Origin of the sequence: Paenirhodobacter hankyongi, assembly GCF_003664585.1 — a bacterium.
Classification (GTDB): Bacteria; Pseudomonadota; Alphaproteobacteria; order Rhodobacterales; family Rhodobacteraceae; genus Rhodobacter; species Rhodobacter hankyongi.
In genome coordinates this window covers 129,897-142,902 of the sequence record NZ_RCHI01000007.1, presented here as the reverse complement: position 1 = coordinate 142,902, position 13,006 = coordinate 129,897, and the positions used below count along the sequence as shown (strand labels likewise).

Annotated in this window: 13 protein-coding genes; 8 read left to right on the top strand and 5 right to left on the bottom strand. The window is 69.2% G+C overall.

From position 1 onward, the window contains the following. Positions 1-5: 5 nt before the first annotated feature. From DYS74_RS09565 to DYS74_RS09545, 5 genes are read right to left on the bottom strand one after another with little or no spacing between them, the layout of a single operon-like run. Positions 6-1,412, bottom strand: coding sequence for an 8-oxoguanine deaminase (locus tag DYS74_RS09565; RefSeq protein ID WP_121533222.1), 1,407 nt, complete (start codon positions 1,410-1,412; stop codon positions 6-8). Then, entirely contained in the window at positions 1,409-2,344 is a 936-nt protein-coding gene (locus DYS74_RS09560; protein ID WP_121533220.1) for an ABC transporter permease, read from the bottom strand. The genes DYS74_RS09565 and DYS74_RS09560 overlap by 4 nt, the downstream gene beginning before the upstream one ends. 1 nt (position 2,345) lies before the next feature. After that, the gene (locus tag DYS74_RS09555) at positions 2,346-3,395 is read right to left on the bottom strand and encodes an ABC transporter permease (protein WP_121533218.1); all 1,050 of its coding nucleotides are present in this window, start codon (positions 3,393-3,395) and stop codon (positions 2,346-2,348) included. Further along, positions 3,392-4,948 (bottom strand): ABC transporter ATP-binding protein, encoded by a 1,557-nt coding sequence (locus tag DYS74_RS09550; protein WP_121533216.1) that lies wholly within the window; start codon positions 4,946-4,948, stop codon positions 3,392-3,394. The genes DYS74_RS09555 and DYS74_RS09550 overlap by 4 nt, the downstream gene beginning before the upstream one ends. 7 nt (positions 4,949-4,955) lie before the next feature. After that, on the bottom strand, positions 4,956-6,080 hold the full coding sequence (locus DYS74_RS09545) for a BMP family ABC transporter substrate-binding protein (protein ID WP_121533214.1): 1,125 nt from the start codon (positions 6,078-6,080) through the stop codon (positions 4,956-4,958). Positions 6,081-6,373: 293 nt separating this feature from the next. Here DYS74_RS09545 and DYS74_RS09540 point away from each other — a divergent pair, with 293 nt between their 5' ends. From DYS74_RS09540 to DYS74_RS09505, 8 genes are all read left to right on the top strand, one after another. After that, entirely contained in the window at positions 6,374-6,631 is a 258-nt protein-coding gene (locus DYS74_RS09540; protein WP_183077497.1) for a hypothetical protein, read from the top strand. Between the two features lie 24 nt (positions 6,632-6,655). Next, a complete protein-coding gene (locus DYS74_RS09535; protein ID WP_121533212.1) occupies positions 6,656-7,303 on the top strand; it encodes a Rieske (2Fe-2S) protein in 648 nt (215 codons plus the stop codon). Next, the gene (locus tag DYS74_RS09530) at positions 7,300-7,929 is read left to right on the top strand and encodes a glutathione S-transferase family protein (RefSeq protein WP_121533210.1); all 630 of its coding nucleotides are present in this window, start codon (positions 7,300-7,302) and stop codon (positions 7,927-7,929) included. Before DYS74_RS09535 ends, DYS74_RS09530 begins: the two co-directional genes overlap by 4 nt. An 8-nt stretch (positions 7,930-7,937) precedes the next feature. After that, positions 7,938-8,858, top strand: coding sequence for a LysR family transcriptional regulator (locus DYS74_RS09525; protein WP_121533208.1), 921 nt, complete (start codon positions 7,938-7,940; stop codon positions 8,856-8,858). Between the two features lie 105 nt (positions 8,859-8,963). Further along, positions 8,964-9,464, top strand: a complete 501-nt coding sequence (locus tag DYS74_RS09520; RefSeq protein WP_113900952.1) for a thiamine pyrophosphate-binding protein — start codon at positions 8,964-8,966, stop codon at positions 9,462-9,464. Continuing rightward, on the top strand, positions 9,461-10,069 hold the full coding sequence (locus DYS74_RS09515) for a thiamine pyrophosphate-dependent enzyme (protein WP_121533206.1): 609 nt from the start codon (positions 9,461-9,463) through the stop codon (positions 10,067-10,069). Before DYS74_RS09520 ends, DYS74_RS09515 begins: the two co-directional genes overlap by 4 nt. 46 nt (positions 10,070-10,115) lie before the next feature. Then, entirely contained in the window at positions 10,116-11,633 is a 1,518-nt protein-coding gene (locus DYS74_RS09510; RefSeq protein ID WP_183077496.1) for a GMC family oxidoreductase, read from the top strand. Beyond that, entirely contained in the window at positions 11,630-12,997 is a 1,368-nt protein-coding gene (locus tag DYS74_RS09505; RefSeq protein WP_121533202.1) for an amidohydrolase family protein, read from the top strand. Before DYS74_RS09510 ends, DYS74_RS09505 begins: the two co-directional genes overlap by 4 nt. The last annotated feature ends 9 nt before the right edge of the window (positions 12,998-13,006 follow it).

The window sequence follows — 13,006 nt, the reverse complement described above, 5'->3', positions numbered from 1 at the left end:
TCTCCTCAGGCATAGATCCGCGCCATGGTCTGGCCATGTTCGGCAAGGGCGGCCTCGATGTCGAGCCGGGTGAAGCCCCGCCGCTCGATCACCGGCACACCGTTGATGAAGGAATAATCGACCGCGAAGGGGCCGCACATGACGAGCGCGGCAAGCGGATCGCGCTGCGTGCCGGCAAGGCCGAGCTGATCGCGGCGCACCGCGATCACGTCGGCAACCTTGCCCGGCGCGAGCTGGCCGATGTCGTCGCGGCCCAGCAGCTTCGCCCCGCCCCGCGTCGCCATCCACAGCGCCTCGCGCGCCGACAGCGCCGCCGGCGTGCCGCCGAAGCCGCCGCGCCCGCCGGGCTTGGCCGACAGGTATCTCGCCGGGGCGACGCGCTGCAGATACTGGGCCATGCGCGCCTCCTGGAACATGTTCGAGGTGTCGTTCGAGGCCGAGCCGTCGACGCCAAGCCCCACCGTCACCCCGGCATCGAGCATCTCGCGCGCCCGCATGATGCCAAGGCCGCAACGCATGTGCGCCGAGGGGCAGAAGGTGGCGCCGGTGCCGGTCTCGGCGAACAGCCGGATCTCGGCATCGTCGAGGAAGATCGCATGCGCGAACCAGACATCGGGGCCGAGCCAGCCGACGCTTTCGGCATAGCCCACGGAGCGCATGCCATAGATCTCATGGCAATAGACCTCTTCGTCGAGCACCTCGGCGATGTGGGAATGCAGATGCACCCCCCGGTGCGACCGCGCCAGCTCGGCCGCCTCGCGCATCAGCCCGGGCGTCACCGAGAAGGCCGAACAGGGCGCCAGAACGATGCGCGTCATCGCCCCCTCGCTCATGTCGTGATAGCGGTGGATCAGCCGCTCGGCGTCGCGCAGGATGTCCTCTTCCTCCTCGACGCAGCTGTCGGGCGGCAGGCCGCCCTTGCTTTCGCCGCGCGACATCGCGCCCCGCGCCGCGTGAAAGCGCATCCCCATCTCCTGCGCGACACGGATCGGTGTGTCGAGGGTGCAGTCGTTGGGCATGATATACTGGTGATCGGAGGAGGTGGTGCAGCCCGAGGCGATCAGCTCGGCCATCGCCATGCGCGCGGCAACCTCCATCGCCCGGTCGTCGATCCGCGCCCAGATCGGATAGAGCGTCTTCAGCCAGTCGAAGAGCGGATCGTCCTGCACCATCACCCGGGTCAGGTTCTGATAGAAATGGTGGTGGGTGTTCACCATCCCCGGCATGACGACGTGATCGCTCAGGTCGATCACCCGGTCGGCCGCGACGTCCGCGAAGTCGGCCATCGGTCCGACCGCGGCAATGCGGGTGCCGTCGATCAGCAGCCCCGCATCGGTCAGCTCGCGCCCGGCCGGGCCGCCCGCGTCGTCGAAGGTCGCAAGGACCGAGATGTTCTTCAACAGGGTCTTCATCGCACGTCCCGGAAATAGGGTTCGGTCAGGCCTTCGGGCGCGGCCATCAGCCGGCGCATCCGCTGCCAGGCCAGTACCGGCACGATCATCAGCGCGATGGTGCCAAGGTAAGGCAGCATCGACAGGATCGAGGCGGCGACCGGCCAGTTCCGCGCCTGCCCGACGAAGCCAAGCGCGGTGACGAAGCCGAACAGAAGCGCCGCCAGCACCGCGTTCACCGGCCGGAAGCCCGCGAAGATCACCAGCGCCACGGCGATCCAGCCGCGGCCCGAGACCACGCCCTCGGACCAGCTCGGCACGAAGGCGAGCGTCAGATAGGCGCCGGCACCTGCCGCCAGCGCCGCACCAAGCGCGGTGTACCAGAAGCGGAACTTCATCACCGAAATGCCCGCGGCATCGGCGGCGGCCGGGTTCTCGCCCACGGCGCGCATGTTCAGCCCGTGGCGGGTGTGGAACATCAGCCAGTGCAGCACCACCGGCAACACCAGGAAGATGATGTAGACGAGGATGTTGTGGCTGAAGAAGGCGCGCCCGACGAAGGGCAGATCGGACAGGACCCCAAGGTCGAGCGGGCGGAAGGTGGCGGGCGACGGGCTGCCCGAGACGGGCTTGCCCAGCGTCGCCGCCATGCCGGTGCCGATATAGGTCAGCGCGAGCCCGCTCAGCACCTGATTGGCGCGGATCACCACGGTGGCAAAGGCATAGACCATGCCGACGACCAGCCCGACGAGCAGCGCCGCGCCGAAACCAAGCCAGGGATGGGGCGAGGCGACGACGGTGGTGATCGCGGTCATCGCGCCCAGCGCCATCAGCCCCTCGACACCAAGATTGACGACGCCCACGCGCTCGGCCAGCACCTCGCCCAGCGCCGCAAGCGCCAGCACCCCGCCGGCCAGGAAGGCGGTCTGGATCAGCCCTGCGAGAATATCCATCTCACGCTCCCTTCGCGAGTTTGACGATGCGGTATTTCGCGGCCTCGTCGCCGATCGCCGCATAGAGCAGGATCAGCCCGGTCAGCGCGAGCACGGTGTGGGTGGTCAGCCCCTGGGTCTGCAAGATGATGCCGCCGTTCAGGATGGTGGCCATCAGGAAGGCGGTGGCGATGGTGCCGAGCGGCGCAGCGCGGGCCAGCACCGCGACCATGATGCCGAGATAGCCGTAATTGTTCGAGATCCCGCCCTGCAGCCGACCGACGGTGCCCGCGACCTCCATCATCCCGCCCAGCCCGGCGATGGCGCCCGAAAGCAGCATCACCGCGATCAGGTGGCGCCGCACCGGCATGCCCGCATAGCGCGCCGCCCCCGGGTTCGAGCCGCCGATCCGCACCTCATAGCCCCAGCGGGTGAAGGCAAAGACCGCGGCCAGCCCCACGGCGAGGATCACCGCGACCGGCAGCCCCCAATGCACGATGCCCCAGAATTCGGGCACCGAGACCGGCAGCCGCGCGGTGGTCGCGAGCGCATGCCCCGACGGGTCCAGCCAAGGCCCGGTCGAGACCCAATAGACCAAGAGCAGCGCGACGAAGTTCAAAAGAAGCGTTGTGATCAGCTCGGACACGCCGGCATAGGCGCGCGCGAGCGTCGGCACCAGGATCCAGGCGGCCCCCGCCAGCGCCCCCGTGACCGCCATCGCCGGCAGCTGCGCCCAGTCCGGCCCCGGCACGAAAAGGGCGATCCCCGCCGCGGCAAAGGCGCCCAGATTGAACTGCCCCTCGGCGCCGATGTTCCACGCCCCGATCCGCAGCGCCACCGCGACCGCCAGCCCGCAATAAAGGAGTGGCGTGAACAGAAGCGCCAGATCCTCGAGCCCGAAGCTCGATCCGAAGGTCGATTTCAGCACCCGCCCGGCCAGCGCCAGAGGCTCCATGCCGACGAGTTTCAGCACCAGCCCCGCGGTCAGCAGCGCCAGCACCACCGAGGCGATGCGCGCCGCGAAGGCGACCGAGGGTTTGGCGACCGGCAGGCGTTGCAGACGATAGCTCATGCCGCGTGCCTCCCGCCCATCATCAGGCCGATCGCCTCGATATCCGCGCCCTCGGCAGGCACGACGCCCATGATCTCGCCATGAAACATCACGGCGATCCGGTCAGCGAGGGTCAACAGCTCCTCCAGTTCCTCGGACACCAGAACCACGGCGACGCCGGCGTCGCGCAGCTCGGTGAAATAGCGCATCATCGTGTTGATCGCGCCGACATCGAGCCCGCGCGAGGGATAGGCCGCAACCAGCACCTTCGAGGCGATGCGCATCTCGCGCCGCGCCACGAGGCGTTGCTGGTTGCCGCCCGAGAGGTTGCGCGCCGGCATCTCGAAGCTCGGCACCATGACCTCGGCCGCGGCGGCGATCTCGCGCGCGAGCCGCGTCGCGCGCCAGGGCCGGAACAGCGGCCCGAGCGACAGCGGCGGTTTCGCGTATTCGCGCAGAACCGCGTTGTCGGTGATCGAGAGCGCCGGCGCCATGCCGGCGTGCAGCCGGTCCTCGGGGATATGGCCCACGCCCTGCGCCGCGATCCTGCGCGCGCCGGCACGGGTGACATCGGCGCCCTCCAGCCACACCCGGCCGGTCGTCGGCACCGCAAGCCCGGTCATCACCTGCGTCAGCTCGCGCTGGCCATTGCCCGCGACCCCGGCGATGCCGAGGATCTCGCCCGCGCGCAGCTCGAGCGAGACGTTCTTCAGCAGTGTCACGCCCTCGGACATCAGGCTGACGCCCTCGAGCGCCAGCACCGGCGCGCCGATGCGGCCGATGTCGGTGCCGCGCATGTCGCTCAGCACGATCTCGCGGCCGACCATCTGCTGTGCGAGGCTCTTCTCGGTGCAGGCCTCGGTCCAGTCGGTCGCCACCTTGCGGCCCTGCCGCAGGATGGTGACGCGATGCGCGATCTCCAGCACCTCGTCGAGCTTGTGACTGATGAAGATCACCGCATTGCCCTCGGCCACGAAGGCGCGCAGCGCGGCGAAAAGCTCGCGCGCCTCGGCGGGCGTCAGCACCGCCGTCGGCTCGTCGAGGATCAGCACCCGCGCCTTGCGGGCAAGGACCCGCAGGATCTCGACGCGCTGCTGCTCGCCGGTCGACAGCTCGGCCACCCGCGCCGCCGGATTGACCGCCAGCCCCAGCCGCGACGACAGCTCGGCCGTGCGCGCCTCGAGCGCCGCGCGCGAGATCCGCCTTGGCGTCTCGCTCCAGCCCAGATGGATGTTCTCGGCCACGGTGAAGGCGCGCACCAGCTTGAAGTGCTGGTGCACCATGCCGATGCCCGCCGCGATCGCATCGACGGGCGAGGCGAAGCTGACCGCGCGACCGCCGACGATGATCTCGCCCTCGTCGGGCTGATAGATTCCGGTCAGGATGTTCATCAGCGTCGACTTGCCGGCGCCGTTCTCGCCCAGAAGCGCGTGGATCTCGCCCGGGAAGACGTCGAGATCGACATCGGCATTGGCGATCACGCCCGGGAAGACCTTGCCAACCCCGCGCAGCGAGACAAGCGGAGGCGTCCCGGGCGCCAGCCCGAGACGCGACTGGATCGAAGGCTCTGCCATCGCCGCCTCAGGCGTCGAGGCCCGAGACGCCCTCGATCGACCAGTCCCAGTGATAGAGTTCTTCCTCGGTCATCTTCTGGCCTGCGGCGACCTTGATGTTGCCTTTCGAGTCCTTGATCTCGCCGACGAAGGGGCTCCAGCCCTCTTCCATCATCTTCTTGCGCGCGGCATCGGCCTTGGCGGCGACCTCGGGCGGCACCGTCTCGCCCCAGGCGTCGCGGTCGACACCCTGGCCCATCGGCAGCAGCCCGTAGGTCGGCGTCCATTCGCCGGCAAGGCGGCGGCGCACCTGCTCGACGTAGAAGGGTTTGAAGTCGACCATGATCGAGGTGATGTAGGCCTTCGGGCCATAGCGGCGCAGGTCGGTGTTCCACATCACCGCCTTCGCGCCCCGCGCCTCGGCGACCTGCAGATAGCCGGCCTCGTCCATGATCCCGAAGAGCACGTCGCAGCCGTTGTCGAGAAGCGCGGTGCCGGCCTGGGTCGCGGCCTGCGGATCGAACCACGAGTTGATGACGATGCACTGCACGGTCGCGGCCGGGTTCACCGTGCGCGCGCCCATCAGGAAGGCGTTGGTGCCGGAATAGACCGAGGGCACCGGGAAGGAGGCGACATAACCGAGCTTGCCCGATTTCGACATCGCACCCGCGGCGATGCCCGCGACATAGGACGGATACCAGTGCTGCACGTAATAGGTGCCGAGGTTGTCCATGTGGGTGCGGCCGTCGCATTCATAGAAGGCGACCTCGGGGGCGCGCTTGGCGACGTCATAGAGGAAATCGCCATAGTTCGAGGTGGCGAAGACCATGTTCGCCCCGTCGGCGACGAACTGGCGGAAGATGCGCGTGGCGTCGGCCGAATAGGGGACCGACTCGACGAAGGAGGTGCGGATGCCCGGGAAGGCCGCCTCGACCGCCTTCATCCCCTGGTCATGCGCCCAGGTCCAGCCCTCGTCCGAGACCGGGCCGGTGTGGCCGAAGGCGATCATCGCATCCTTGACGTCGACGGGGGCGAGCGGCGCCTGCGCGAAGGCGGGGCGCACCAGCCCGGTTCGCGGCAGCAGCAGGCCCGCGCCCGCGGCGGCGCCCATGTTCAGAAAGCCGCGGCGGGAAAGAGACTTGATAGAGATCATGAGGAGGCTCCCAGTGTCGGTTGGCGGGTCCGCTCTTGCCGGCGGAACTCCGTGTCATCGGTTCTGTCGTGGACGGGGCTGCGGAACCGCGCACCGTTTGCATCTGCAGCGTGCCCCGATTCCGCCCGTTCTGACTAGCGCCAAATCCGAGACCTCAACGTTGCGCTGACCGCAACACTTGACGGGCCGGCCGGGGCTGGTCTTACTGAGCCGCGACCGGCCCCGGAGCGATGGGATCCACCGCGCCTCCGGCCCTCCGGCCAGCCCCGTTTCCACCGCCCGAAAGGCCAGCCATGCCTGCTTCCCGGCGCCCTGCATCGCGCGCGACCTTCACCTTCTCCGGGCAGATCCGCCCGGACAGCTTCGCCGAATTCGCCGCGCACCGCGCGGCGCGGCTGTCGATCGCGCTCGACACGGTTGCACTCGACGCAACGGCGGCGCGCCTGCGCGTCAGTGGCGCCCCGGACCTGCTCGACGCCTTCGAGATGGCGATGAGCCTCGGTCCGGCGGATTGCCTGGTGCGCGAGGTGGACCGCAATGACAACAACTGAACGACCAACAGCGAGGATCGAAGAATGACTGGGACGCAATGGGTGCCGCTTGCCCTTGCCCGTGACATCACGCCGGGCACCTCGGCGGGAACCGTGGCGGAGGGCGCCGAGATCGTGGTCTGGCGCGACACCGACGGGCGCGCCCATGTCTGGGAGGACCGCTGCCCGCATCGCGGCATGAAGATGAGCTTCGGCTTCGTGCGCGGCGATCACATCGCCTGCCTCTATCACGGCTGGGAATTCGACGAGGGCGGCACCTGCCGCAAGATCCCCGCCCACCCCGAGCTCGAGGTGCCGGGCTCGATCTGCGTGGCGCGCTATGGCTGCACCGAGACCGGAGCGATGATCTGGGCGGCGCTGCCGCTTGGCGCCGAGGCGGGCGAACTGCCGGCTCTGCCCGACGCGGTGCCGGTGCGCTCGATCACCATCGAGGCCGGACTGATCTCGGTGGCCAACATGCTGCTGAACGAGGAGAACGCGGTGATCGAGGGGGCGCTTGCGACCCTCGACAGCGCGCATGGGCCGCTTGCCATCGGCGTGCAGCCGATCCGCCCCGGGGCAGTCACACTGCATATCGCCACCCGCCCCGGCGCCTCGACCGAGACCCTGCTTGCGATCTGTGACTGGGCCGAGACGCTGCGCCGCACCGCCGAGAAGGAGATCGCCGCATGAGCGCGCCGCTTCTGCACAATTACGACCTCGACGAGGATTGCTATCGCGCCCGGCTGGTCGCCGCCTGCAGCGGCGTCGCACTCGATCTGCGCAACGTCGACATGTTCCCGGGCGCCGAACACCGCTCGGATGCCTACCTGCGGCTGAACCCGCTCGGCACGCTGCCGATCCTGCAGGACGAGATGCTGGTGCTGACCCAGCCCGAGGCGATCCTGCGCCGGATTGCCGCGCTCGATCCGGAACGGCGGCTGATGCCCGAGGACAGCATCATCGCCGCGCGCATCGACGACTGGCTGGCCTTCTGGGCGCAGCATCTGGCACCGGCGAAGGCCGCGCGCGAGATTGCGCTGATGGCAACACCGGGCGACCTCGCCGCGCTCTCGGCGCGCACCGCACGGATGCTGCGGGTGATGGAAGACCACATGACGCATCAGACGATCCGCGGCCTTGGCTTCTTCGCCGGGCCCGAGCTGACGCTCGCCGATCTGGCGCTGTTCCCGGCCTTCGCACTCAGCCGCGACCACGGGCTCGACCACGACGCCTTCCCGGCGCTGCGGCTCTGGGCGCGGCGGGTGCGGCTGACCCCGGGCTTCATCACCATGCCGGGCATTCCGGATTATCACTGAGGGCACAGATGGACCTGCACCGGCTCGGGCTGATCTCGTCACGCACGCATCACTTCATGCTGGTGGCGCGGCTCGGCTCGATCCGGCAGGCAGCGCTCGCGATGAACGTCGCCCCCTCCTCGGTCAGCCGCACCATCAAGCAGCTGGAGGAGGACATCGGCACGCCGCTGTTCGAGCGCCAGAAGCAGCGGCTGAAGCTGACCTCGGCGGGCGAGCTGCTGCATTACCATTTGCGCCAGTCCGACCGCGAGCTGAAACGCGCGGTGACCGAGATCGGCGACCTGCAGGGGCTGCGGCGCGGCACCGTGACGCTTGCGGTGATCGAGAGTGCGGCCCGTGCGCTGGTGCCCGACGTGCTTGCCGCCTTCTGGATCCGCCACCCCGAGATCTCGGTCGACGTGCATGTCTGCGGCTCGCAGGAGGCGGTGGATCTGGTGACGCAGGGCGAGGCCGACATCGCCATCGCCTTCGACATGCGCCTGCCGCGCGGCGCGCGCCGGATCACCGCGGTGCAGCTGCCGCTTGGGGTGATGGTCGCCCCCGGCACCCGGCTGACGCAGCAGAAGGGGCCGTTGCGCTCCTATGACCTGGCCGGCGAGCGGGTGATCCTGTCGGACCATTCGCTCACCCTCGACAGCTCGATCGAACAGGTGCTGTCGGGCAGCTTCGTCGAATTCTCGCGCCGGGCACGGACAAACTCGATCGGGCTGATGATCGACCTGGCCAAGCGCGGCCTCGGCACGGTGTTGCAGACCCAGCTCGGCGTGCAGGCCGAGATCGCGCGCGGCGAGCTGGTGTTCATCCCGCTTTCCGATTCGCGCCTCAGCGCGCGACGCCTGTCGCTGATCGCGCGGCCGAAGGGCGAGGCCTCGGAGGCGGCCGAGGCGCTTGGCTCCTCGCTCGGCCTCGCGCTCGAGCGGCTGGCCTGACAGGTGTTGCGCCAGGCACAACGACTGGTTCGGAAATCATCGTCTTTTCGGAACACCGGAAAGCTGGTTGGCTGAGCGGGAAGACAACGCAGGAAAGACTCTCCAATGCAGCAAAGCGCCGTCGACGCCGTGATCCGCGGCCTCAAGCGCGCAGGCGTCTCGATCGTCTGCTACCTGCCGGATTCGCTCTTCAAGGAGCTCTATCCGGCGCTTGATGCCGATCCCGACATCCGCACCATCCGCGTCACCAACGAGGGCGAGGGCGCGGCGATCTGCGGCGGCGTGTTCCTCTCGGGCAAGCGCGCGGCGCTGGTGATGGAGAACTCGGGCCTGCGCGCCTCGGTCGAGCCGCTTGCCCGGATGGGGCTCGGCGCCGGCATCCCGGTGGTGATGCTGATGAGCTATCGCGGCGACATGGGCGAGAACAACTGGTGGGCGGTGCCGCATGGCGTGACGATGGAGCCGGTGCTGCAGGCGCTGCGCATCCCCTATGTGGTCGAGCGCGAGGAAGCGCGGATCGAGCAGGCGATCGTCGACGCCTACGAGCTGGCCTATGCCAGCTATTACCACACCGCGGTGGCGCTGTCGGGGAGCATCGTGCGATGAAACGCTTTGACTGCATGACGAAACTGGCCGCGATGCTGTCGGACGAGCTGGTGATCCTGTCGCTCGGTGCCTCGGTCGACGAATGGTACAACGCCGCCCCGCACATGCGCGCGGCCAGCCTGTTCCAGCAGCAGCTGGGCTGCGTCACGCCGCAGGCCTTCGGTCTGGCGGCGGGGCTTCCCGACCGCCGCATCGTCTCGCTCGACACCGACGGCGGCATGATGTTCAACCTCGGCATCCTCGCCACGCTGGGCAACGAGCAGCCGAAGAACCTGTTCGTCGTGGTCTGGGACAACGAATGCTATCAGTCGATCGGCGGCCCGCCGACCCACACCGCCTTCGGCCGGGTCGACATCGCGGCGATCGCGCGCGGCGCGGGCGTGCCGCATGCCTATACCGCCCGCACCCTCGAGGAGTTCGAGGACCATTGCCGCAAGGGCCTGGCCGCGGCCGAGCCCTATATCGTCGTCGCCAAGGTCGCGGGCACGGTGCAGCCCGACATCCGCCGCAAGCATTCCGACGGGCGCGAGGACAAGTACATCTTCGTGCGCCATGTCGAGGCGACCGAGGGGATCACCATCATGGGCCCCTCGGAGCACAACTGAGACGACACGCTGGACAGAAGGCATGGGGGCAGAAGGCACGAGGGCGATGCAGGACAGCTTCGATTTCATCGTCATCGGCTCGGGCTCGGGCGGCGCGCCGGTGGCGCGGCGTCTGGCCGAGGCGGGCGCCGAGGTGCTGGTCCTCGAGGCCGGGCGCGACCCGAAGGGCGTGCGCGAGATCGAGGATCCCTCCTGCTGGTTCGGGTTGCAGCGCAGCATCTGGGACTGGGCGCACGACTATGCCCCCGCCCCCGAGGTGCTGGGCCGCACCATCGCCATTCCGCGCGGCAAGGCCGTGGGCGGCTCCTCGGCCACCAATGCGATGATGTGGTATCGCGGCACCCCCGCCGATTACGCACGATGGGACGCCGAGGCGCCGGGCTGGTCCTTTGACGACTGCCTGCCCTTCATCCGTCGCGCCGAGGACTGGGCGGGCGGCGCCACCCACCTGCGCGGCGTGGGCGGCCCGCTGTCGATCGAGCGCTCGAGCACCGAGCACCCGCTGACCCGCGCGATGCTGGCGGGCGGGCGGGCGATGGGGCTGCCGGAACTGGCCGATCCGAACGGGCCCGAGCCCCTCGGCGTGGCGCTTGGCAATTTCAACCTGAAGGACGGGCGGCGCTGGACCTCGGCCGACGGCTATCTGCGGCCGATGCTGGGGCGCGGGGTGACGCTACTCCCCGAGACCCGGGCGCTTGGCCTGATCTTCACCGGCGACCGCGCGACCGGGGTCGAGACCACGGCCGGCCGTTTCACCGCGCGCCGCGGCGTGATCCTTGCCGCCGGCGCCTTCGAGACGCCGCGGCTGCTGACCCTTGCCGGCATCGGCCCCGAGGCGGAGCTCGCCCGCCTCGGCCTTGCCTGCCGGGTGCGGGCCGAGGGCGTGGGGCAGAACCTGCAGGACCACCCGCTGCTGCGCGCACTGAATTTCCGCCTGACCGAGCCCTTCGGCCCGATGCAGGGGAACGGCGGCGGCACGCTGACGATCTGGAAATCCGACGCCAGCCTGCCCGAGGCGGACCTGCTCGCCTTCCCGATCCAGGGCCGCTCGGGGGTGCCCGCGCTGATGGAGCACTACCGCCTGCCCGATCAGGGGCCGCTCTTCGCCATTGGCCTCGGCGTGATGCGGTCGTGGTCGCGCGGGCGGCTGCGGCTGACCGGCACCGGGGTCGATGACCCGCTCGACATCCGCCCCGGCCTGCTCACCGATCCGCGTGACCTCGCCGCGATGAAACGCGGCGTCGAGGCGATGCTTGACATGGTCACGGGTCCGGCCTTTGCCGGCCTCTTCGCGGGCTTTGCCGCGCCCGAGGGGCGGCTTGCCGGCGACGCGCTCGACACCTTCGTCCGGCGCGGCTGCTCGACCTTCTTCCACTGCTGCGGCACGGCAAGGATGGGGGCCTCGGACGAGGCCCCGGTCACCCCGCGCCTTGCCGTCCGGGGAACGCGCGGGCTGTGGGTGGCGGATGCCTCCGTGATCCCGGTGATCCCCGCCTGCCACACCCACGCCCCCGTGACCCTGATCGGCGAACGCGCGGCGACGTTCATTCTGGAGGACGCATGACCGACCTGATCCTGACCGCCGATGCCGTGGTGACGATGGATGCCGCGCTGCGGGTGATCGCCAAGGGCGCGGTCGTGGTGCGCGGCGATACCATCGCCGCCGTCGGCCCCGCCGACGAGATCCTTGCCGCCCACCCCGGCGCCAAGGTCAAGCCGATGGGCCGCGCCGTGCTGATGCCCGGGCTGATCAACGCCCATGCCCATTCCGGCTTCCTGCGCGGCACCGCTGAACACCTGCCGGTCTGGGACTGGCTGACGCTGCACATCAACCCGATGCACCGGATGCTGCGCCCCGAGGAAGCCGAGGCGGCAAGCTATCTGTGCTATGCCGAAAGCCTGCTGTCCGGCACCACCACCGTCGTCGACATGTGGCGCTTCATGGAGGGCTCGGCCAAGGCCGCCGAGGTGATGGGCAACCGGCTGATCGCCGTGCCCTATGTGGGCGAGCACCCCGATTACGACTATTTCGACCGGCTCGACATGAACGAGGCGCTGATCCAGCGCTGGAACGGCGGCGCGGACGGCCGGGTCTCGGTCTGGGTCGGGCTCGAACATCTGTTCTATGCCGACGAGGCCGGGCAGCGGCGCGCCATCGACATGGCGAAGAAATACGACGTGCCGTTCCACACCCATTGCTCGGAGGCCGAGATCGAGGTGGCCGAGTTCCTCCGCCGCTATGGCCGCCGCCCGATGGAGGTGTTCCGCGATCTGGGCTTCTTCGAGACCCGCCACACGATGTTCGCCCATGCCGTCTGGCTCGACCGCGACGAGGTCGAGCTGATCGCGGGCCACAATGTCTCGGTCGCGCACAACCCGGTGTCGAACATGAAGCTCGCCTCGGGCATCGCACCGGTGGCCGAGATGCTGGAGCTGGGCGTGCCGGTCGGCCTTGGCACCGATGGCGAGAAGGAAAACAACAACTTCGACATGTTCGAGGAGCTGAAGACCGCCTCGCTTCTGGGCAAGCTGCGGCACCGCGACGCCGCGGCGATGGACAGCTGGACGGCGCTGCGCATGGGCACCTCGCTCGGCGCGAAGGCGGTGGGGCTGGGCGATGTCACCGGCGCGCTCGAACCCGGCAAGAAGGCCGACATCATCGCGGTGCGCGCCGACACGCCGCGGATGACCCCCTTCCTGCCCGATGGCGAGTGGTTCAACCTGCAGCACAACCTTGTGCATGCGGTGCGCGGCTCGGACGTGGCGATGACCATGGTCAATGGCGCGATCGTCGTCGAGGATGGCGCGCTGAAGACCGGCGACATGGGCGAGATCATCGCCCGCATCGACCGCCTTGCCCCCGGCCTTTTCACCCGCCGCAAGGCGTGGCTGGCCGAGAACGCCTCGAAACAATGGACCGATGCCTGAGGAGGCCAC

Coding starts and splice junctions, on each gene's coding strand:
- DYS74_RS09520 (WP_113900952.1), top strand. CDS start 8,964: ATGCAGCAAAGCGCCGTCGACGCCGTGATCCGCGGCCTCAAGCGCGCA.
- DYS74_RS09560 (WP_121533220.1), bottom strand. CDS start 2,344: ATGGATATTCTCGCAGGGCTGATCCAGACCGCCTTCCTGGCCGGCGGG.
- DYS74_RS09565 (WP_121533222.1), bottom strand. CDS start 1,412: ATGAAGACCCTGTTGAAGAACATCTCGGTCCTTGCGACCTTCGACGAC.
- DYS74_RS09530 (WP_121533210.1), top strand. CDS start 7,300: ATGAGCGCGCCGCTTCTGCACAATTACGACCTCGACGAGGATTGCTAT.
- DYS74_RS09515 (WP_121533206.1), top strand. CDS start 9,461: ATGAAACGCTTTGACTGCATGACGAAACTGGCCGCGATGCTGTCGGAC.
- DYS74_RS09510 (WP_183077496.1), top strand. CDS start 10,116: ATGCAGGACAGCTTCGATTTCATCGTCATCGGCTCGGGCTCGGGCGGC.
- DYS74_RS09535 (WP_121533212.1), top strand. CDS start 6,656: ATGACTGGGACGCAATGGGTGCCGCTTGCCCTTGCCCGTGACATCACG.
- DYS74_RS09505 (WP_121533202.1), top strand. CDS start 11,630: ATGACCGACCTGATCCTGACCGCCGATGCCGTGGTGACGATGGATGCC.
- DYS74_RS09555 (WP_121533218.1), bottom strand. CDS start 3,395: ATGAGCTATCGTCTGCAACGCCTGCCGGTCGCCAAACCCTCGGTCGCC.
- DYS74_RS09525 (WP_121533208.1), top strand. CDS start 7,938: ATGGACCTGCACCGGCTCGGGCTGATCTCGTCACGCACGCATCACTTC.
- DYS74_RS09550 (WP_121533216.1), bottom strand. CDS start 4,948: ATGGCAGAGCCTTCGATCCAGTCGCGTCTCGGGCTGGCGCCCGGGACG.
- DYS74_RS09545 (WP_121533214.1), bottom strand. CDS start 6,080: ATGATCTCTATCAAGTCTCTTTCCCGCCGCGGCTTTCTGAACATGGGC.
- DYS74_RS09540 (WP_183077497.1), top strand. CDS start 6,374: ATGCCTGCTTCCCGGCGCCCTGCATCGCGCGCGACCTTCACCTTCTCC.